Origin of the sequence: Streptosporangium sp. NPDC049078, assembly GCF_040648855.1 — a bacterium.
Classification (GTDB): Bacteria; Actinomycetota; Actinomycetes; order Streptosporangiales; family Streptosporangiaceae; genus Streptosporangium.
This window is the reverse complement of sequence record NZ_JBEZEL010000001.1, coordinates 55,874-77,167: the sequence shown is the minus strand read 5'-3', so window position 1 is coordinate 77,167 and position 21,294 is coordinate 55,874. Positions and strand designations below refer to the sequence as shown.

The following is a 21,294-nucleotide window of genomic DNA, read 5'->3' as shown; positions in this document are numbered from 1 at the left end:
GGACGGTGAACGCGGTGCACACCACCAGCGTCGTGAGCAGATCGCCGCTGAAGCTCTGCTGCCCGGTCAGCTCGTACCAGCCCACGATCACCACGAACTGCCACAGGAAGACGCCGTAGGAGATGCGGCCGAGATAGCGCATCACCCGGTTGCCGAGCAGCGAGCGCAGCGGCGAGGGTTCGGAGGTCTGCAGGGCCACGGGAGCGAGCAGGGCGAGGACGAAGACCGTGTAGAGGGTCATCTCGAAGATGTCCGTCCACAGGTCCTGGACCTCGAAGAGGCGGCCTCCCGCGATGGGGCTGGCCGCGACGGCGTAGACGAAAGCGGCGATGATCCAGCAGGTCACCCACGACTCGCGCACCCCCCTGGTGAGCCGTCGCACCGGGGCGTCGGGGTCGGTCTCGGCGTGCGCCCAGAACGAGACGACGGCGAGGGCCATGCCCGTCGCGAAGTAGAGCATCGACCGGGGGAGCCAGAGCCCGAGTTCGGGGCGGTGCGCGGGGATGTGGCTGAAGACCGCCCAGAGGGGGGAGACCAGGGCGAGGGCGCCGATGCCGACGAGCAGCCGCTTGGCCCTGGCCGCGGGGTCCGCGCCGCGCCGCGCGATGGCGCGCAGCGCGACGGCGAGGAGCGGGAGGGCGAGATAGAAGGTCATCTCGACCGAGAGGCTCCACATCTGCCCGAGCCCCGGCGGGCTCGCGCCGGCCCACCACGGCTCCGGCACGTAGTTCTGCACCAGCAGCAGGAAGGGCAGCCAGTTGACGGGTTCGGCCGCCTGCGGCCACGACCACAGCGGCAGCGCGACGGCGACCACGAGCCAGTACGCGGGCAGGATGCGCAGCGCGCGCTTCCACAGGTAACCGCCGGCGCCGGGGGGCGCCTCACCTCGCACGACCTCGCCGGCCCAGGGCCGGTAGAGGAGGAAGCCCGACAGCAGGAAGAAGATCGGCACCCCGATGTCGCCCCTGGAGAGCAGGGCGGGCAGAAACCCCTCCCTGAGGGAGGCGCCCGTCGTGCTCGCCACGTGGTAGAGAAGGACGCCGAAGGAGGCGACCGCGCGGACGCCGTCCATCGCGTCGAGATGCCCGCCGACCGCGGGAAGATCCCGCACGTCCCTGCCGGTGGACCCCTGGTGAACCGGCATAGAACCTGTTTCGGTCACTTTTCGGCATCCCTGGTGACTGTGGATGTTTGCCAGCACTAACATATCGCGAAATGGAACTTGTTATAGGGTGAGCGGGATATATGTGTAGCGGGCGGCCCCAGGAGGAGCGATGCGTCGCGTCATCGGTTTGATATTCATCGGACTCGGGGCGTTTCTCATCGTTCTGGCACCGCTCGTGCGGTTCCAGGTGGCGACCGGTCTCATCGCCGCTCCCGCCGACCAGTACGGCATCAGCAAGCTGGAGGCCGTCGACGCCCAGTACTTCAGCCCCGGGGACCTGAAGGTCGTGAAGGGCAACCTTGACATTACCGTCACCACCAGGGGGGACGTTACCGCGGCCGAAGGCGACCGGGTCGTCTGGGAGGAGGCCACGGCGGTCAACGACGTCACCAACAAGAACCCCCTCATCTCGTTCAGCGAGCGTCGCAGCGCGTTCAACAAGTACACGGGCGAGGGCGTGAACTGCTGCAACGTCAACGTCGACAAGACCCCCGTGCAACTCCAGGGGCAGATCTACAAGTGGCCCTTCGACGTCGAGAAGAAGACGTACAGCGTGTTCAACGCGATCACCGGCAAGGCGTTCGACGCCAATTTCGTCGGTGAGGAGCAGGTCGGAGGGCTCTCGGTCTACCGGTTCGAGCAGACCGTCCCGCCAACCAAGATCGACACCGTCACCGTCCCGGCCTCCATCCTCGGCATGGACGATCCCGGCGACGTGCAGGCGGACCGCGTCTACGACGGCGTCAACACCTTCTGGATCGAGCCGGCCACCGGCTCGCCGGTGCGGCAGGAACAGCGGCGCCACGACGTCCTCAAGACCTCGGACGGCGTCGAGCGCTCGCTCGCCTTCGCCGCCGACGTGAAGATGACCCAGAACACCGTGGACGACCTGGTCAAGAACGCGCTCGACAGCAGGAACAGCATCACGCTGCTCAAGACCATGATCCCGCTGGTGCTCCTGCTGATCGGCCTCGCCCTGGTCGTCACCGGCGCCCTGCTCGTGAGGCGCCGCAGGGACATGTGAGAGACCGGGGGCGCCGGGCCCCGGGCGGGGAAGGTGTGGAGGGAGGCCGTGGGCACGCGCCCGCGGCCTCCCTTTCCGTTCGCCGCGAACCTTGTGGACCGTCGTTCCCCGTACGTGTCACTGGAACATGTTCCATCGTTTTTCCTGCTTCATTACTCACGAGTAGCTTAGGTTTTCTGTCGAAAGAAAGGTTCTCTATTAGAACGCGTTGCAGTTAGTTTGACGCGGTCGTACAGTCGCAGCATGCGGACACGTGTTACCGACATGCTCGGGATCGAATTTCCGATCTTCGCGTTCAGCCACTGCCGTGACGTCGTCGCCGAGGTCAGTCGCGCGGGGGGGATGGGCGTGCTCGGCGCCCTCTACTTCACCCCCGAGGAGCTCGAGACGGAGCTCAAGTGGATCGACGACCACGTCGACGGCAAACCGTACGGCGTCGACGTGGTCATGCCCGCCTCGTACGCGGGCTCCGACCTCGGCGTCGACTCGCCAGAGGACCTCGTGGGACGGCTCCAGGGGATGATCCCCCAGGGCCACCGGGACTTCGTCGACGGCCTGCTCGCCTCCCACGGCGTGCCACCGCTCTCGGCCGACGCGGACGCGGGCAAGGTGCTGCTCGGCTGGACCGACGCCACCGCGCGCCCGCAGGTCGAGGTGGCCCTGCGGCACCCGATCGCACTGCTCGCCAACGCGCTGGGCCCGCCCCCCGCCGACGTGGTCGACCAGGCGCACGCCAAGGGGGTGAAGGTCGCCGCGCTCGCCTCCACCCCGAGGCACGCGATCAAGCAGGTCGAGGTCGGGGTGGACATCGTCGTCGCCCAGGGCACCGAGGCGGGCGGGCACACCGGGGAGATCTCCACGATGGTCCTCATCCCGCAGGTCGTGGACGCCGTCGACGTCCCCGTACTGGCCGCGGGCGGCATCGGCGACGGCCGCCAGATGGCGGCCGGGCTCGCGCTCGGCGCCGAGGGCGTGTGGACGGGATCGATCTGGCTCGCCGTGGAGGAGGCCGACACCTCCGAGGTGGTCAAGCGCCGCATCCTGGGGGCGACCTCGCGCGACACCGTGCGCTCGCGGTCGTGGACCGGCAAGCCCGCCCGGCTGCTCAGGAACGAGTGGACCGACGCCTGGGAGTCCCAGGAGTCGCCCGGCACGCTCCCCATGCCGCTGCAGTTCATGCTGATCTCCGACGCGCTCCGCAGGATCGGCCGTTCCGACGCGACCGAGCTGGCGACCTTCCCGGCCGGGCAGATCATCGGCGCGATGAACCAGGTCAGGTCCACCAGGGACGTCGTCTTCGGCATGATCGAGCAGTACGTCGAGGCAATGGAACGATTGGGTCGCATTACCGGTGAGTAGGTAGCTCATGTCCGAAGGAATGGGCTAAGAACTCATCAGAGCCGATGAGTTTGGAGAGTGATGACGTCCCCGCAGGTCACCGATGATGTCGCTGACGATGTCACCGATCCCCCGGCAGGGCCTTCGCGGTCCTTTCCCGGGGGTCGGCGGGTGCTCGGCGCCGCGCTCGTCCTCATCGTGGTCCAGCTCGCCTGGCGGGCCGTGATCCTGTACAGGGGCGGCTTCTTCGGCGACGACCTCAACATGGTGGGCAGGGCCGCGGCCGAACCCTTCGGGCTCGACTACCTCTTCGGCGTCTACTCCGCGCACGTGATGCCGGTCGGGATGATCGCCAACACGGTCGTCACCTCGCTCGGCGCGTACGACTGGACGGTGACCGCGGCGGCGCTGCTGCTCTTCCAGCTCGCCGCCTCGCTCGCCGTGTACCGCATGCTGCGCGTGCTGTTCGGTGCCCGCTGGATGATCCTGGTGCCGCTGTCCCTCTACCTGTTCACACCGCTCGCCCTGCCCGCCTTCTACTGGTGGGCGGCGGCGGTCCAGGCCCTGCCGCTGCAGATCGCGATCGCGATGGCGGTCGCCTCGCACGTGACGTTCCTGCGCTCCGGGCGCGGCGTGGACGCGGTCGTGACCGGGCTGTGGTTCCTGTTCGGGCTCGGCTCCTTCCACCTCAAGGCCGTCTTCGCCATCCCCCTGCTGCTCGTCCTGGTCACCGTCCTGTACTTCCCCGTCCGTGAGCGCCTGCGCTCCCTGGCGACGGTGTTCGGCGCGTACGCGGTCATGGCGGGCGCCTACTCGATCCTGTTCCTCCTGCAGCTCGACCGCCTGCACGGCCAGGAGATCGGGGCGCCCTCCTCCGAGGTGGCCGGCCGGGCCGTGGCGCGGATGCTGGGCGTCACCCTTCCGGTGCTCGCGGCCGGGGGACCCGGGCCCTGGTGGTACAAGTTCTACGCGGTGCCGCCGCAGGCGATGGTCGGCGCGGCCTGGGCGCTCATCGGGGTGGTCGTCGCCGTCACCCTGCTCCTCAGGCGGGGAGCGTGGAAGGCCTGGCTGATCCTCTGCCTCTATCCGCCCCTCCTCATGGTGCCGATCCTGGCCGGACGATCCCTGGACCGGGCCCTGGGCGAGGAGGCCCGCTACCTCGCGGACGTGACCCCGGTGATCGCCCTCTGTCTGGGGCTGGCGATGCTCCCGCTGCTGGGCGAGGCGCGCCCGTACCGCTGGCGGATCCCGGCCCGCGTCGCCGGGACCGGCTGCGCGTTGCTGGCGATGGCGGTCGCCGCCTTCTCCGTCTACTCCGCGCACAGATACGTGATGGGGACGGAGCCGGGGCGGGCCGAGATCCGCTCCTACCTCGCCTCGGTGCGGGCCACGCTCGCCTCCGCCCCGCCGGGCAGTGACATCTATCCCCAGCAGACGCCCTACGACCAGTTCGGCTTCGGGTACGGGGACGAAGGGCTCAGCCACCTCACCCTCAGCCCGCTCGCCCCGCCCGAACTCGCCGCCCTCATGCGCAACCCCCGGCCCGCCGTCGCCCCGCTCGTGCTCGACCCCACCGGGCGCCGCCTCGTCCCGGTCCGCCTCACCGGCCCCTACGTCGCCGCCCCCGGCGGCTGCTTCCCCCAGCTGGGCGGCACGATCTCGATCCCCCTCGCGCACAAGGGCGGCATGGTCGTCCTCGGCCTCGACTACCGCTCCACCGCCAGGACGGCGGCCTACGTGCAGGTGGGGGAGCAGGAGGTCGAGATCGTCCTCGAACAGGGAACCGGCAGGATCCACATCCCCTTCACCGCCCCCGGCGCCTCGGTGCGGATGGAGGTCCTGTCCGCCGACACCCGGGTCTGCGTCATCGGCGGCCTCTTCGGCGGCCCGGTCCCTGGCTAGAGGGGCGGCTCCGAAGCGCGGTCGGTGATCGGGTGATCGGTGGCGCGGTCGCGCCGGAGCGCGGCGTCCTCTTCTTTTGCCGTGAGAGGTATGACTTTTGCTGGTTTTCGGCATAAACGTATGGGCAAGTGGAAAATCTTGCTTTAGATTACGGCCAGAGCGGCATTAACTCCTCCCCGTCACAGCGAATCAGGTCCGGCGTCCGCCATCCGATCGGTCACACCGGCGGTGCCGCATCCCCCCACGCCGCGCCGAAAGCGGCCTCCTCACCGAGATGGAACGGTCATGCGGAAATCCCCCCTGTTATCCGTCTTACTGCTCACCGCGCTCTCATGGCTCGCCGTACCCGCTCAAGCACACGTGGCAGTGCCGCCACAGGTGCCGGGCGTCACCCTGCGCACCTACGACGTCCAGGTCGAACTGTCCAAGCTCTGCACGCTCAAGCCCGGTCAGACACCCAACGTGGACAAGCTGATGCCCACGATCGACTGGAGCTCCGACGCCGACTTCGGCCTGACCGACATGTTCGTCACCGAGGCGATCGGCAACATCTCCATCGCCACCGCGGGCACCTACGAGTTCCGGCTCACCAGCGACGACGGCTCTCGGCTGCGCATCGACGACACCGTCGTGATCACCAACGACGGGCGGCACGGGCCGATCGCCGTGGACGGCACGATCACCCTGACCACCGGCTACCACGCGTTGCGCGTCGACCACTTCGAGCACCTGTACGGCCAGCAGCTCAAGCTGGAGTGGAAACCACCCGGATCCTCGGGGTTCGCCCTCGTGCCGAACTCGGTGCTGAGCACGGACGCGGACGTGGTGCGGGTCACCGCCCCCGGGCGCAAGGAGTGCGAGAGCGGCGCCGACTCTCCGGGCGACGGGCTGCCGCTGGAGTCGGTACACCCCGACTTCACGCTCACCGACCTGCGACCGGAGGGTTTCCGGCCGCAGGTGACCGCGATGGACTGGCTGCCCGACGGCCGGTTGGCGGTCGCCACGTGGGGCGGCTCGGAAACCAAGCTCGGCGAGGTCTACCTGCTCGGCAACGTCACGGGCAAGACCTCACCCGCGCAGGTGACCACCAAGAAGATCGCCGGTGGGCTCCAGGAGCCCATGGGCATCAAGTACGTGGACGGCAAGCTCTACGTCTCGGAGAAGTCCCGGCTGGTGGAGCTGAACGACACCGACGGCGACGAGGTCGCCGACAACCTCAGGACCGTGGCGACCTGGCCGTTCGGCGGCAACTTCCACGAGTTCGCGTTCGGGCTGCTCTACCGTGACGGCCACTTCTACATCAACCTCTCCGTCGCCATCAACTACGGCGGCGCCACCACCGACCCGCAACCGGCGCCGGACAGGGGCACGACCATCAAGGTCGACAAGGCCACCGGCAAGGTCGAGTACGTCGCCGGCGGCCTGCGCACGCCCAACGGGCTCGGCTGGGGCCCGAACGACGACCTGTTCGTCATGGACAACCAGGGCGGCTGGCTGCCCGCCTCGAAACTGGTGCACGTCAAGAAGGACCGGTTCTTCAACCACTACACCAACCCCGACGGCCGGTTCGACGACAACGTGGTGAGCGCGCCCGTGCTCTGGCTGCCGCACAACGAGATCGCCAATTCCCCCAGCACGCCACTGCTCATGAAGCAGGGCAGGTACGCGGGTCAGATGCTGTTCGGCGACGTCACCTACGGCGGGATCCAGCGCGGCTACCTGGAGAAGGTCAACGGCGAGTACCAGGGCGCGGTCTTCCGCTTCACCCAGGGCCTTGAGGCGGGGGTCAACCGGATCAGCCTGGGACCCGACGGCGCCGTCTACGCCGGAGGTCTCGGCGCCGGCGGAAACTGGGGCCAGCCGGGCAAGCTCACCTACGGACTGCAGAAGCTGACCCCCGGCGACGACAAGGCCTTCGACATCCTGAAGATGCGCGCGATCGAGGGCGGCTTCGAGCTGCAGTACACCCAGCCGCTGTCGGCCGAGACCGCCGCGTCGCTGGCGGCGAGGTACCAGGCCACCCAGTGGCGGTACGCCGCGGCCTCCACCTACGGTGGCCCCAAGGTGGACGAGGAGCCGCTGACCGTCACCTCCGCGACCCTGAACCCCAGCGGGAAGAAGGTCACGCTGAAGATCGCCGGTCTCAAGCCGGGGCGCGTGGTGCACCTGCGGTCGCCGCGCCCGTTCGGTTCGGCGTCGGGGCAGCCGCTGTGGAGCACCGAGGCCTGGTACACGCTCAACTCGATGGTCGACGGTCCGGAGACGGACACCGTGTACGAGGCGGAGAGCGCCTCGCACAGCGGCGGCGCGAAGCTGAACACCGATCATCTGAGCTACTCGGGAAGCGGCTTCGTCGACGGTTACCAGGCCGTGGGAGCGGCCACGCAGTTCGCCGTGCACGCGGCCAGGGAGGGCACGTACCACGTCGGCCTGCGCTACTCCAACGGCCCGAACCCCGCGCCCGGCACCAAGTCCCTGAGCGTGTACGTCAACGGGACCAAGGTCAGGCAGGTGCCGCTGCCCACCACGGAGACCTGGGACCTGTGGGCCACCCGGGTCGAACCGCTTGCGTTGAGGAAGGGCGCCAACCTCATCACCTACAGGTTCGACAGCGGTGACGTGGGCCACGTCAACCTGGACTCCATCACCGTGGCCGCGCAGCGGGTGTTCGAGGCCGAGAACGCCTCGCTGAGCGGTGGCGCGAAGGCGAACCAGAACCACCAGGGCTACACCTACAAGGGCTTCGTCGACGGCTACTGGAACCAGGGCGCGAGCACGTCGTTCTCCGTGTGGTCGGACTCGACCGGCGCGCACAACGTGGGGCTCCGCTACGCGGCCGACGTCGGCAGGTCGTTGAGCGTGTACGTCAACGGAGAGAAGGTCAGGCAGGTGCGGCTGGCCGCCACCGGCGGCTGGGACGCCTGGGCCGTCCAGACGGAGCCGCTCAACCTGAACCGGGGCACGAACACGATCGCCTACAGGTACGACTCCGGCGACACGGGCAACGTCAACCTCGACCACATCACCGTGTCGAAGGCGCAGCGGATCACGCTGTTCGACGGGTCAAGTCTGGCGGCGTGGGAGAAACGGGCCGGCGGAGCGGCGACCTGGCCGATCGCGAACGGCTCCGTGGAGTCCTACGGCGGCGACATCCGTACCCGGCAGACGTTCGGCGACTTCAAGCTCCACGCCGAGTGGTACGAGCCGGACTACCCGCCGGACGTGACCGGACAGCAGCGGGGCAACAGCGGCGTCTTCCTCCAGGAACGCTACGAGATCCAGGTCCTGGAGTCGTACGGTGACACCACGCCGGCCGCCAACGAGGCGGGGGCGATCTACAACAAGCGCGCGCCCGACCGCAACATGGCCACCGCCTCGGGAACGTGGCAGACCTACGACATCACCTTCCGCGCGGCCCGGTACACCGGCGCGGGAGTGAAGGTCGACGACGCGCGGGTCACGGTCGTCTGGAACGGCGTGGTGGTGCACGACGACGTGGCCGTCGACGGCGGCACGGGCGACCACATCCCGGAGAGCGCGGCGTCGGGCGGGATCCGCCTTCAGGACCACGGCGACGCCGGCGAGAACCCCCGCTTCCGCAACATATGGATCGAACCCGTCTCCTGACCTCATCCGCTCAGCAGGCCGTCCCGCTCTCCGCGCGGGGCGGCCTGCCCTGTGCGCGAGGCCACCCGCCGGGCCGTGAGCGCACCGCGACGCCCCCGTCCTCCCAGCCGTTCGTCCGGGACCCGGGCCCCGCCCGTGGCGGTGCCGTTCACGCCGGTTCGGGCCGTGCCGCCTTCCCGGCCAGCTCCTGGACGCCCTTGAGGAGCCTGTCCACGTCGGACTCGTCGGTGTACGGCGCGATTCCGGCCCGGATGGCGCCGGTGTCGCCGAGGCCCAGGCGGCGGGAGCACTCCAGCGCGTAGAAGCTGCCCGCGGGGGCGTTGACGCCGCGTTCGGCCAGGAAGCGGTAGGCGTCGGCGGACCTGACGTGGTCGACGGAGAACAGGGTCGTGGGGGTGCGGGCGCGCGACGCCGCGCCGTAGAAGGTCACTCCGGCGATCTCGGCCAGCCCCGCGTCGAGCCGTTCGAGCAGGATCCTCTCGTGCTCCTCCAGCTCGGCCATCGAGCCTTCCAGGCGTTCGCGCCTGGTCCCCTCACCCGGTACGAGCCCGGCGAGGAAGTCGACCGCCGCCGTCGTGCCGGCGAGCAGCTCGTAGGGCAGCGTGCCCAGCTCGAAGCGTTCGGGCACCGCGTCGGTGGCGGGGAGCAGCTTGTCGGGGTGGACGCTCTCCAGCAGGCCGGGGTCGGCGGCGAGCACGCCTAGGTGCGGGCCGAGAAACTTGTACGGCGAGCAGGCGTAGAAGTCGGCGCCCAGCCGTCCGACGTCGACCAGGCTGTGCGGCGTCAGGTGCACGCCGTCGACGTAGAGCAGCGCCCCGGCCGCGTGCACCCGTTCGGCGATCGCCGGGATGTCCGGACGGCTGCCCAGCAGGTTCGACGCGGCCGTGACGGCCACCAGCCGGGTGCGCCCGCCGAGCAGGTGGGCGATCGTGTCGACGCTCAGCTCGCCGCTTTCCGGGTCGAAGTCGGCCCGGCGTACCGTGACCCCGCGCGCCTCGGCGGCATGCACCCAGGGCCGGATGTTCGCGTCGTGGTCCAGGGTGGTGACCACGACCTCGTCACCGGGGCTCCACTCCTTGGCGAGCGCGCGGGCCATGTCGTAGGTGAGCTGGGTCATGCTCCGGCCGAACACGACGCCGCCCGGGGTGGCGCCGAGCAGGTCGGCCATCGCCTGGCGCGCCTCGGTCACGATCCCGTCGGCGCGCCGCTCGGCGGCGGTCTCGGCCCCCCGGTTGGAGACGGCGGCCCGCAGCGCACCGGCCACGGCCTCCGCGACCGGCTCGGGCACCTGCGACCCCCCGGGCCCGTCGAAGTGCGCCGCTCCCTCGTCCAACGCGGGAAAGTGCGCCCGTACAGCCGCCACGTCGTATGCCACAAAACCTCCAGGACCGCTGCCGGCCATCGGTGTTCTTGTCAGGCGTCCCCATTGGAGCGGAACGTGGCCAGAGTACTTCGTCAGGTTGATTTGGGTAGGTGGTGTGCCGGCTGGGGCGGGCAGGGGGCGCGCTGGTCCACGCGTGGACGAGGGCTTGGAGCGTGGACGGCACCCGGGTCATTCGCCCCGGTAGGAGGGTGGGCGCTTCTCGCGGAAGGCGCGGGAGCCCTCCTTGGCGTCCGCCGAGCCGATGACCGGCCAGCCGACGGCGTCGGAGACCTTCAGCGCCTCGGCCTCGGGCAGGCCCAGGGTCTCGCGGTAGGTGCGGAGGATGGCCTGGACGGCGAGGGGGCCGCACTCGGCGATCTGGGCGGCGATCTCCAGGGCGGTCGTGAGTGCCTCCCCGTCGGGGACGACCCGGTTGACCAGGCCCATGGTCAGCGCCTCCCGCGCGGTGACGGCGCGGCCGGTGAGCAGGATGTCCATCGCGAAGGCGTACGGGATCTGGCGGGGCAGGCGGATCGCGGAGCCGCCCATGGGGAAGAGGGCGCGGCGGGCCTCGAACAGGCCGAGGGTGGCGGACTCGGCGACCACCCTCAGGTCGGTGCCGACGAGCAGTTCGGTGCCCCCGGCGACGGCGTACCCCTCGACCGCGCAGACGATCGGCTTCGTCGGCAGCGCGCCGGAGTCGCGGAGCAGGCCCTTCCAGTGGAAGTCGGGGATGGCCGCGGCGCGCTCCCTGACCCGGGCGTCCTGCGAAGGGGTGCCCATCGCCTTCAGGTCGGCGCCCGCGCAGAACGTCCCGTGCGCGCCGGTGAGGACGGCGACGCGGACCTCGGGCTCCTCGGAGACGTACGCCCAGGCGTCGGCCAGGCCGACCAGCATGTCGGTGGAGAGCGCGTTCCTCGCCTCCGGCCGGTCCATGGTGACGACCACGACGTGACCGTCACGCTCGATCCGGCAGTGCGGTGTGCTGATCGGCAGGAGTTCCACGGGACGACCTCCGTTGGTTCAACCAGGTGCCTGGTGGGGGAAATTCTGGACGCGTGCCGGCTCCCGTGCGGTGTGGCCGCCCGGGGCCGTTCGCTCCCGCGCGGTGAGGGGGCGTTCGCTCCCGTGCGGGGTGTGGGAGCGGGGTCTCGGCGACGCCGGGAGGGACGTCTCCGAGGAGGGCCGATCCCACGCGGAAAGAGTGGGGCCTGTGCTGGGTCAAGCGCTTGCTAGGCGCACCTCCCGAGGTTAGTCTGCCCATGCGCACAAGAACAGATTCTTGTTCTATATACCCCGTTCCGCCAGGGCTTGTCGCGATAAAGAGAACGTGATGCACTTCGGTGTACCGGGGCCTTTCCAGCGAAAGGATGTCCGATGGGTACGCTCGGTTTCTGGAGACTGGCGCAGGCGGACCCCGACTGGGTGGCCGCCGTCGACCCGGACGGCGCGGAACATCGCGCCGGTGACCTCCTCGCCCGTGCCAACCGTCTCGTCCACGGCCTGAGAGAGCTCGGCCTCCAGGCGGGCGACGGCATCTGCGGCCTGGTGCCCAACGGTTCCGACGGGCTCGTCCTCTATCTCGCCGCCCTGCAGGCCGGCTGGTACTACACGCCGATCAACTGGCACCTCACCGGCCCCGAGATCGGCTACATCGTCGCCGACAGTGAGGCGCGGGCCTTCTTCGTCGACGAGCGCTACGCCGAGGAGGGCCTGCGCGGCGCCGCCGAGTCGGGCATCGCCCCCGAGCGGGTCTTCGCGTTCGGGCACCTGGAGGGCGCGCGGCCCGTCTCCGAGCTGACCGAGGGGCGCCCCGACACCGCACCCGCCGACCGTACGGCGGGCGCCACCATGCACTACACCTCCGGCACCACCGGCAGGCCCAAGGGGGTGCGGCGCCCGCTCAGCGGCATGGACCCGGACGACGCCGCCGAGCTGATGACGTTCCTGCTCACCCTGTTCGGCATCACCCCCGGCAAGGAGAACGTCCACCTCGTCACCTCGCCGAACTACCACACCGCCGTCACCCAGTTCGGGGGGACGGCCCTGCACATGGGGCACACGCTCGTCTACATGGACAAATGGGACGCCGAGGAGACCCTCCGGCTCTGCGCGAGGTACCGCGTCACCAACTCGCACCTGGTCCCCACCCACTTCAAGCGCCTGCTCGCCCTCCCCGCCGACGTGAGGTCGAAGTACGACCTCACCTCCCTGCGGTGGATGATCCACGCCGCGGCCCCGTGCCCGGTCCCCGTCAAGTGGGCGATGCTGGAGTGGTGGGGTGACTGCGTCTACGAGTACTACGCGGCCACCGAGGGCGGCGGCACCATCGCCACCCCGCAGGACTGGAGGAGCCGTCCCGGCACCGTCGGCACCGCCTGGCCGATCAGCGAGCTGCTCATCGTGGACGAGAACCTGGAGCCCGTGCCGGCGGGGACCCCCGGAACCGTCTACATGAAGATGCGGGGCCTCAGCTTCGAGTACAAGGGCGACCCGGCGAAGACCGAGGCCAACCGGTTGCGCGACCACTTCACCGTCGGCGACATCGGCTACCTGGACGAGGACGGCTTCCTCTTCCTCTGCGACCGCAAGGCCGACATGATCATCTCCGGCGGGGCGAACATCTACCCCGCCGAGATCGAGAACGAGCTGATGGTCCACCCCAAGGTCGCGGACGTGGCCGTGTTCGGCATCCCCGACGAGGAGTGGGGCGAGCAGATCAAGGCCGTGGTCGAGCCCGCGCCCGGCGTCGCACCCTCGCCCGAGCTCGCCGCCGAGCTCGTCGAGTCGCTGAGGGGCCGCCTGTCGACGATGAAGTGGCCGAGATCCGTCGACTTCGTCACGGAGATGCCCCGCGAGCCCAACGGCAAGCTCCTCAAACGCAAGCTGCGTGACCCGTACTGGAAGGGACGCGAACGTGCCATCTAGCGAAGACCCCCCGGCACCGCTGCGGGCACGGCACGTACTGGAGTTCCCCGGCGGATACACGCGCACGACGGGACCGGTGATCGGGCGCTTCCTCACCGAACTGCGCGACGGGCGGCTCTTCGGGGTCCGCACGGCGGCGGGACGCACGCTGGTGCCGCCGCTGGAGTACGACCCCGAGACCGGCGACGCGGTGACCGAGGAGTTCGTCGAGGTCGGCCCCGCGGGCACCGTGGAGAGCTGGGCCTGGGTGACCGTCCCCAGGAAGGGCCACCCGCTGGACCGGCCGTTCGCCTGGGCCCTCATCCGGCTGGACGGCGCCGACACCTCGCTGGTGCACGCGGTGGACGCCGGAGACGTCAGGGCGATGCGCCAGGGGCTGCGGGTGCGCCCCCGCTGGCGGGCCGAGCGCACCGGCCACATCACCGACATCGAGAGCTTCGTCCCCGAGGTCACCAGGATCGTCTCCGAGGTCCGCGCCGAGTACACGGTCACGCCGGGGCTCGCGCTGCGCCGCTTCCTGGAGGGGGTCGCAGAGGGCGTCCTCATCGGCTGCCGGTGCGGCACCTGCCACAAGGTCTACGTGCCCTACCGGCTCTCCTGCCCCGAGTGCGGGGTCTCGATCACCGAGGAGACGGTCGTCCCGGACACCGGCACCATCACCACCTTCGCCATCAACAACCTGCCCGACCCACGGGCCCCCGAGGTGCCGTTCGTCTCGGCGTACATCCAGCTCGACGGCACCGACATCCCGATGATCGCCCTGGTCGGCGGGATCGCGGCCCACGAGGTGCGCCAGGGCATGCGGGTGCGGGCCGTCTGGGTGCCGCAGGAGGAGCGGACGATGTCCATGTCGAACATCAAGTGGTTCGCCCCCACCGGCGAGCCGGACGTGGAGCTGTAGATGCGGGAGATAGCGGTCGTCGCGTTCGCGCAGACCCGGCACAGCGCCGTCGACGAGGGACAGAGCGAGGCCGAGCTCATCCTGCCCCCGCTGGAGGAGGTGAGGGCCGCGACCGGGCTGCGCAGGTTCGGCTTCACCTGCTCGGGGTCGTGCGACTACCTGGCGGGCGCGCCGTTCTCGTTCGTCTCCGCGCTCGACGCGCTCGGCGCCTGGCCGCCGATCTCGGAGAGCCACGTCGAGATGGACGCCGCCTGGGCGCTGTACGAGGCGTGGGTCAGGCTCCAGCACGGCGACGTCGACTCGGCCCTGGTCTACGGCTTCGGCAAGTCCTCCCAGGGGGACCTTCGGGAGATCATGACGCTCCAGCTGGACCCGTACTACCTGGCTCCCCTCGGGCTGGACCAGGTCTCCTTCGCCGCGCTGCAGGCGTCGGCCACCGGGGCGGACCGGGCCGAACTCGACGAGATCGTGCGGCGCAGCCGGGCCGACGGCCACGCGAACCCCTACGCCCTCGACCTGCCGGACCCCTCGGGCGAGGACGCGGAGGTCGCGCCGCTGCGGCCGTACGACGTCGCCCCGATCACCGACGGCGCCGCCGCGGTGGTGCTGGCGGCCGGGGACCTGGCCAGGGAGCTGTGCGAGCGGCCCGCGTGGATAACGGGGATCGCCCACCGCATCGAGCCGCACTACCTGGGCATGAGGGATCTCGCCCGGTCGGCCTCCGCCGCCGACGCCGCACGCGCGGCGGGGGCCGGCAAGGGTGACGTCGACGTGGCCGAGCTGCACGTCCAGTTCAGCCACGAGGAGCTCATCCTGCGCGAGGCGCTGGAACTCGGTGAGGGCACGCGCGTCAACCCGAGCGGCGGCCCCCTCGCCGCGAACCCGGTCATGGCCACCGGCCTCATCAGGATCGGCGAGGCGGCCGCCCGGATCATGGACGGCACCGCGAGCCGCGTCCTCGGGCACGCCGCGAGCGGACCCTGTCTCCAGCACAACCTCGTCACCGTGATGGAGGCATGAAAGAGATGGGCACCCCCCCGCACGGCGAACGAGGAACGGTGAGCGACCATGGGTAACCCCTGCGCGGTCATCGGTGTCGGCCAGACCCACTACACGACCAAGCGACGCGACGTCTCCCTCGCCGGGCTGGTCCGCGAGGCGGCCCTGCGCGCGCTCCAGGACGCGGGCCTGACCTGGAAGGACATCGACGCGGTCGTCATCGGCAAGGCCCCCGACCTGTTCGAGGGCGTGATGATGCCCGAGGCGTACCTCGCCGACGCGCTGGGCGCCGCGGGCAAGCCGATGATGCGGGTCCACACGGCGGGCTCGGTCGGCGGGTCCACCGCGCTCGTCGGCGCCTCGCTCATCCAGGGCGGCGTGCACGACCGGGTGCTGGTGGTGGCGTTCGAGAAGCAGTCGGAGTCCAACGCGACCTGGGCCCTGTCCACCCACCTGCCGTTCAGCGCCTCGCTCGTCGTCGGTGCGGGAGGCTACTTCGCCCCGCACATCCGCGAGTACATCCGCCGCTCCGGCGCCCCCGAGCACATCGGCCACCTGGTGGCCGTCAAGGACCGGCGCAACGCGCTGAAGAACCCGTACGCCCACCTGAGGATCCCCGGCATCGACCGGAAGATGGTCGAGTCGACCCCGATGCTCTGGGAGCCGATCCGCTACCTCGACACCTGCCCGTCCTCCGACGGCGCCTGCGCGATGGTGCTGGCCGCGCAGGACAAGCTCACCGACAGCACCCCAGCCTGGGTGCTCGGCGCGGCGACCCGCTCCGAGCCGATCTTCCGCGCCGGTCGCGACACCGTGAACCCGCAGGGCGGCAAGGACTGCGCGGCCGACGTCTACCGGCAGGCCGGGATCACGGACCCGCGCAGGGAGATCGACGTGGCGGAGGTGTACGTGCCCTTCTCCTGGTACGAGCCGATGTGGCTGGAGAACCTCGGCTTCGCCGCCGAGGGGGAGGGCTGGAAGCTCACCGAGTCCGGAGCGACCGCCCTGGACGGCGACATCCCGTGGAACGCCTCGGGCGGTGTGCTGTCGAGCAACCCGATCGGCGCCTCGGGGCTGATCCGGTTCGCCGAGGCGGCGCTCCAGGTGCGAGGGATGGCGGGGGAGCACCAGGTGGACGGCGCCCGGCGGGCGCTCGGGCACGCCTACGGGGGCGGCGCGCAGTTCTTCGCGATGTGGATGGTCGGCAGCGACAAACCCTGATCCCCCAGGAGGGGTGCGAATGGAGTTCAACCACGCGGATCTGTTCGAAGGACTCGCCGACGCGATCGGGGACCGCACGGCCGTCGTCTGCGGCGACCGCCGCGTGACCTACGCCGAGCTGGACGCGCACGCCAACCGGCTCGCCCACTTCCTGGAGAGCAGGGGAGTGCGCGCCGGGCAGCACGTCGGAATACACCTCTACAACGGCATCGAGTACGTGGCGGGACTGCTCGCCACCCTCAAGATCCGCGCCGTGCCGGTCAACGTGAACTACCGCTACGTCGAGGCGGAGCTGCTCTATCTCTACCGGGACTCCGACATCGTCGCCCTGCTGTTCGACGTGGAGTTCGACGCCCGGGTGGCGGCCACGGCCCCCGACGCCCCCGCCCTGCGACATCTGATCGCCGTGGGAGGGCCGTCCCAGGTCGAGGGCGCGGTGCCGTACGAGGAGGCGCTGGCCGGGCAGCCGGAGACGCGCGGATTCCCCGAACGCTCAGGCGACGACCTCTACATCATCTACACCGGCGGCACGACCGGCATGCCCAAGGGCGTGATGTGGCGTACCGAGGATCTGTTCTTCGCCTTCGGCGGCGGCAACCCCTACGGCGAGCCGCGCGCCACCCCCGGCGAGGTGATCGAAGCGGCCTCGGCCGCGGGCGAGATGACCATGATGGCCGCGGCGCCGCTGATGCACGGCGCCGCCCAGATGGGCACCTTCATCACCTGGTGCATGGGCGGCACGATCGCCTACGTCCGCAGGTTCGACGCGGCCGAGGTGCTGCGGACGATCGAGCGGGAGAGGGTCCTCACGCTCAACATCACCGGGGACGCGATGGCCCGCCCGCTCGCCGACGAGATCGCCGGCGGCGGCTACGACCTGTCCTCGCTGTTCGCGCTGAGCTCCACCGGCGCGATCCTCAGCGGTTCGGTACGCGAACGGCTGGAGGAGCTGCTGCCCGGCAAGATGATCATCGACAGCTTCGGCTCCACCGAGTCCGGCTACACCGCCTCGGCGGTTCCCGGATCCTCCCCCGAGTCCGGGCTGCGCTACCAGGCGAACCCGCACGCCGGCCTCGCCGTGCTCAACGAGTCGCTGGAACCGGTCAAGCCCGGCTCTGACGAGCTGGGCACCGTGGCCAGGAGCGGCCGGATCGCCTCCGGCTACTACAAGGACGAGGCCAAGACGGCCCGCACCTTCGTGACGGACAAGGACGGGGTCCGCTGGCTGCTCACCGGAGACATGGCCAAGGTCGAGGAGGACGGCACCATCGCGGTCTTCGGCAGGGGCTCCGCGTGCATCAACACCGGCGGGGAGAAGGTCTTCCCCGAGGAGGTCGAGGCGGTGCTCAAGGGCCACCCGGCGGTCTTCGACGCGGTCGTGACCGGCATCCCGGACGAGCGGTGGGGCACCCGCGTCGCGGCGGTGATCGAGCCGCGTCCCGGCACGGCGCCGACGGCCGAGGAACTCGACGCCCACTGCCGGGAGAAGATCTCCGGCTACAAGGTGCCCAGGACCTTCGCCTTCGTCGACGAGATGGTCCGCTCCCCGGCGGGCAAGGCCGACTACCGCTGGGCCAGGACGACCGCCGAGGCCGCCCGTTCCTGACGGTTTCACCGGGTCACCCCTCCCGCACGTCACGGGCTCTCCTGGCCGGAGGCCGTCAGGACGTCGCCCTGTTCGTCGCCGGGGGCCGCTGGACGGGCTGGGCTGTCGTACTGCCGGAGGCGAGGCGTGGACCGGCCGGACACGAGGTCACTGCGCGGCCGCGGTGAAAGATTCAGCAGGGGGGCGCTGGGGCTGTCTCGGCCGTATCGCTCGACGAGCGCGTTGCCGATCAAGGTGAGGTGGTCTCGCACGCCAGGCGGGCCGGTCACTTCGAGCCATTCGACCAGTCCGGCGAGCTCGCCCGCGAGCGCGTACTCGTTGTAGCCGCGGATCACGACCTCGATGCGGCCGTCGACCGTGGAACCTCCAACCTCAAGCCGGTCCCCGAGCGTCATCCGGAGCTTGCCGATCCCTTCGGGAGTGCACACGGCCTGGATTTCGAGAGGTGTTCGCCTTCGGTCGACTTCGTCGGCGATCTCCCTCCAGCTCTCGGCAAGGTCGAACCCCTCGGGTCGGCGCACGGGATCGTCGGTCGGCTCGACGGATGACACGCGATCGATCCGGAACGTCCGCCGACCGGCGTCGGTGTCGGTGACGAGGTACCACGTCGGCCCTTTGGCGACGATGCCCAGCGGGTGGACGGTTCTCTCGGTTTCGCTGCCTTCGCGGTCGACGTAGCCGAGCCGCACCTGGACGCCGCGGATCACCGCGTCCTGGAGTTCGTCGAGGAAGCGAGGTGGCCGGCGCTCGACCCGGCTCGACCCCCATCGTTGCGGGTCCATGACCAACGACGACGCCGCCGCCTCGGCCTGCCCCCGGAAGGGCTCCGGCAGGGCGTGGACGAGCTTGCGCAGAGCCGCTTTCACGGCCGGCGTCGCAGCCGAGACCGGGCTGGCGACCAGGAACAGGGCGCGGGCCTCACTCGCGGTCAACCCGGACAGGTCGGTGCGGGCGCCGCCCACGAGGCGCCAGCCGCCGCTTCGGCCCTGCATGGAGTACACCGGCACCCCGGCCATGGCCAGGGCGTCGAGGTCGCGGCGGGCGGTGCGCTCGGAGACCTCCAGCTCTCGGGCGACCTCTGCCGCCGTCACCTGCTCGCGCCGTTGCAGCAAGAGGAGGATGGCCACCAGCCGGTCGGTTCGCACGCCGACAACACTTTCACGTAAAACCGGTCATGGGGTGACCGGTTTCGGTTGGCAGGATGGCGACATCACCTCACCGACGAGGTCGACCACAGGCGAACACCCCCGGCCCGTCAGGGGTGCGCCGACGTCGTCTCCGGGAACCTTCGTCGCCCGATCACCCCGAAAAGACAGAGGAAACGCGATGCCCGATCCAACCGATTTTCCCAAGCCCACCCTTGTTCCGGTCAACGGTGTGGAACTCGAAGTCTTCGAGGCGGGCCGAGAAAATGCGGGAAAACCCATCGTGCTCTGCCACGGCTGGCCGGAGCACGCCTTCTCCTGGCGGCACCAGATGCCCGTCCTCGCCGCCGCCGGCTACCACGTCATCGCACCGAACCAGCGGGGTTACGGCAACTCGTCCCGCCCGGCCGAAGTGACGGACTACGACATCGAACACCTGTCGGGTGACCTCGTCGCACTCCTCGACCACTATGGATACGAAGACGCCGTCTTCGTCGGCCATGACTGGGGTGCGTTCGTCGTCTGGGGACTGACCCTGTTGCACCCCGACCGTGTGAACAAGGTGATCAACCTGAGCCTGCCCTACCCCGAGCGCGGAGAGAGGCCCTGGATCGAGTCCATGGAGGACATGCTCGGCGGCGACTTCTACTTCGTTCACTTCAATCGACAGCCGGGCGTCGCGGACGCCGTGTTCGAAGACAACACATTCCAGTTCCTCCGCAACATCTACCGGAAGAACGAGCCCCCCAGAGAGTCTCAGCAGGGCATGGCGCTGATCGATCTCGCCAGAGCGGAGACACCGCTCGGTGAGCCCATCATGAGCGACGGCGAACTGGCCGTCCTCGTCTCCGCCTTCGAATCATCGGGATTCACGGGCGGCATCAACTGGTACAGGAACCTCGACCGCAACTGGCACCTGCTGGCGGATGTGGACCCGATCATCCGACAGCCCGCACTCATGATCTATGGCGACAGGGATCTGGTCGCACGGGGTGAGAACCTGGCGGAGTTCGTGCCCAACGTGGAGGTGGTCAGCCTTGACTGCGGTCACTGGATCCAGCAGGAGAGGCCGGAAGAAACGAACCAGGCGATTGTGAAGTGGCTGGAACAGCAGGACGCCACCTGACCGCGATATGACAGGCCGACATCCGGGAGGTGGCCGGTCCGCTCGACACCGAAGACGTACGTGACCTCTGCGACCCCGGTAATCGGTCGTTGTCCGCGACAGCTATCGTGATCGTCTCCGTCGCCGATTTCCGCACCCGGACTCCTCGCGGGCCCGGTGGGGCGTGAACCGCTCCGGCCCGCGATCCGTTTCCTGAAGGTGATGCGTTTTCTGCGGACCGTCGTCCCGCTCCTCCTCGTGGTCGGCTGCTCGGGGACCACCGGCGTCGCCGTCGAGACCACCGCGCCGGCCGGGGAACGGCCGGGTGCCGTCGTCGTCCGGTACGTCAGCTGCGGTGGGATGACGTGCGAGGGCGGCGACAGCATGAGCGTCACCGCCGACGGGCGGGCCGGCTCGCTGCGTGACGGAGAGCTGGTCGTCGTCCCCCTCCCGGCGGCCGAGCTGCGTGACCTGCGGGCCGGGCTGGTCGAGTCCCTGGCCGGGAGGGAGGGCACGCTCGACCGTACCGGAGGGGCGACCGACCAGCCCTTCGCCGTCGTCACCGTGGTGGACTCCGGCGGCAGGACCCACGAGACCAGGCTGGAGGGGACGCCGACGGCGGAGGACGCCCCCGTCGTCGCCGCGACCGAGCGCCTCTCGAAACTGACCGCGCGGATCCGCGCCACCGGCACGCCCGATCCCACCGCGCCGGTCACGGTGACGATGTACGAGGACCCGAGCACCAGGCCGATCCGGCAGGCGACCTGGCCCGAGGGCATCACCACCCCGATCGAGGCCGCGTCCGGCGGCAACTTCGGCACCGAGACCTACCGGGGAGACGAGGCGAAAGCGCTACGCACCGCCCTGGGCAAGGCGGGGGACAACGTGACGGTGACCACCGGAGGCAAGACCCTGATCGCCCGCTGGGAGGCCGTGCTCCCTTGATCCGAGGGAAAGCGCTTACCGTTGG

Annotated in this window: 14 protein-coding genes and 1 pseudogene; 11 read left to right on the top strand and 4 right to left on the bottom strand. The window is 70.0% G+C overall.

Annotated features, from left to right (window positions below):
- Position 1: 1 nt before the first annotated feature.
- Positions 2-1,072: pseudogene (locus AB0B90_RS00335) on the bottom strand (acyltransferase); the annotation flags it as partial.
- A gap of 202 nt (positions 1,073-1,274) precedes the next feature.
- Between AB0B90_RS00335 and AB0B90_RS00330 the strand changes: the two are divergent.
- The 4 genes from AB0B90_RS00330 to AB0B90_RS00315 all read left to right on the top strand — a co-directional run bounded on the left by AB0B90_RS00330 (position 1,275) and on the right by AB0B90_RS00315 (position 9,056).
- Positions 1,275-2,189, top strand: coding sequence for a DUF3068 domain-containing protein (locus tag AB0B90_RS00330; protein WP_350946546.1), 915 nt, complete (start codon positions 1,275-1,277; stop codon positions 2,187-2,189).
- 243 nt (positions 2,190-2,432) lie between these two features.
- Complete coding sequence (locus tag AB0B90_RS00325) at positions 2,433-3,548, top strand: nitronate monooxygenase family protein (RefSeq protein WP_350946547.1); 1,116 nt, start codon at positions 2,433-2,435, stop codon at positions 3,546-3,548.
- Positions 3,549-3,608: 60 nt separating this feature from the next.
- Positions 3,609-5,429, top strand: a complete 1,821-nt coding sequence (locus AB0B90_RS00320; RefSeq protein WP_350946548.1) for a hypothetical protein — start codon at positions 3,609-3,611, stop codon at positions 5,427-5,429.
- Positions 5,430-5,714: 285 nt separating this feature from the next.
- Entirely contained in the window at positions 5,715-9,056 is a 3,342-nt protein-coding gene (locus AB0B90_RS00315; protein WP_362920031.1) for a family 16 glycoside hydrolase, read from the top strand.
- A gap of 148 nt (positions 9,057-9,204) precedes the next feature.
- Here AB0B90_RS00315 and AB0B90_RS00310 read toward each other — a convergent pair whose 3' ends face one another.
- Positions 9,205-10,431, bottom strand: coding sequence for a cysteine desulfurase-like protein (locus tag AB0B90_RS00310; RefSeq protein WP_350946550.1), 1,227 nt, complete (start codon positions 10,429-10,431; stop codon positions 9,205-9,207).
- A gap of 177 nt (positions 10,432-10,608) precedes the next feature.
- A complete protein-coding gene (locus AB0B90_RS00305; RefSeq protein ID WP_362920029.1) occupies positions 10,609-11,424 on the bottom strand; it encodes a crotonase/enoyl-CoA hydratase family protein in 816 nt (271 codons plus the stop codon).
- Positions 11,425-11,796: 372 nt separating this feature from the next.
- Between AB0B90_RS00305 and AB0B90_RS00300 the strand changes: the two genes are divergently transcribed.
- Genes AB0B90_RS00300 through AB0B90_RS00280 form a run of 5 tightly spaced genes read left to right on the top strand, consistent with a single transcriptional unit; the run spans position 11,797 to position 18,074 of the window.
- Positions 11,797-13,347 carry an acyl-CoA synthetase gene (locus AB0B90_RS00300; protein WP_362920027.1) on the top strand — a complete coding sequence of 517 codons (1,551 nt, stop codon included), beginning with the start codon at positions 11,797-11,799 and terminating at the stop codon, positions 13,345-13,347.
- Positions 13,337-14,248 carry an OB-fold domain-containing protein gene (locus AB0B90_RS00295; protein ID WP_362920025.1) on the top strand — a complete coding sequence of 304 codons (912 nt, stop codon included), beginning with the start codon at positions 13,337-13,339 and terminating at the stop codon, positions 14,246-14,248. Before AB0B90_RS00300 ends, AB0B90_RS00295 begins: the two co-directional genes overlap by 11 nt.
- Complete coding sequence (locus tag AB0B90_RS00290; RefSeq protein ID WP_350946554.1) at positions 14,249-15,268, top strand: thiolase domain-containing protein; 1,020 nt, start codon at positions 14,249-14,251, stop codon at positions 15,266-15,268. It abuts the gene before it with no gap.
- 48 nt (positions 15,269-15,316) lie between these two features.
- Positions 15,317-16,468 (top strand): thiolase domain-containing protein, encoded by a 1,152-nt coding sequence (locus AB0B90_RS00285; RefSeq protein ID WP_350946555.1) that lies wholly within the window; start codon positions 15,317-15,319, stop codon positions 16,466-16,468.
- A 19-nt stretch (positions 16,469-16,487) separates the two neighbouring features.
- Positions 16,488-18,074, top strand: a complete 1,587-nt coding sequence (locus tag AB0B90_RS00280; protein ID WP_350946556.1) for an acyl-CoA synthetase — start codon at positions 16,488-16,490, stop codon at positions 18,072-18,074.
- A gap of 29 nt (positions 18,075-18,103) precedes the next feature.
- Here the strand turns inward: AB0B90_RS00280 and AB0B90_RS00275 are convergent, their stop codons facing one another.
- Complete coding sequence (locus AB0B90_RS00275) at positions 18,104-19,219, bottom strand: WYL domain-containing protein (RefSeq protein WP_362920022.1); 1,116 nt, start codon at positions 19,217-19,219, stop codon at positions 18,104-18,106.
- A gap of 181 nt (positions 19,220-19,400) precedes the next feature.
- Between AB0B90_RS00275 and AB0B90_RS00270 the strand changes: the two genes are divergently transcribed.
- Positions 19,401-20,345: an alpha/beta hydrolase gene (locus AB0B90_RS00270; protein ID WP_362920020.1), complete on the top strand. Its 945-nt coding sequence runs from the start codon at positions 19,401-19,403 to the stop codon at positions 20,343-20,345.
- Positions 20,346-20,546: 201 nt separating this feature from the next.
- Positions 20,547-21,269, top strand: a complete 723-nt coding sequence (locus AB0B90_RS00265; RefSeq protein ID WP_362920018.1) for a hypothetical protein — start codon at positions 20,547-20,549, stop codon at positions 21,267-21,269.
- The last annotated feature ends 25 nt before the right edge of the window (positions 21,270-21,294 follow it).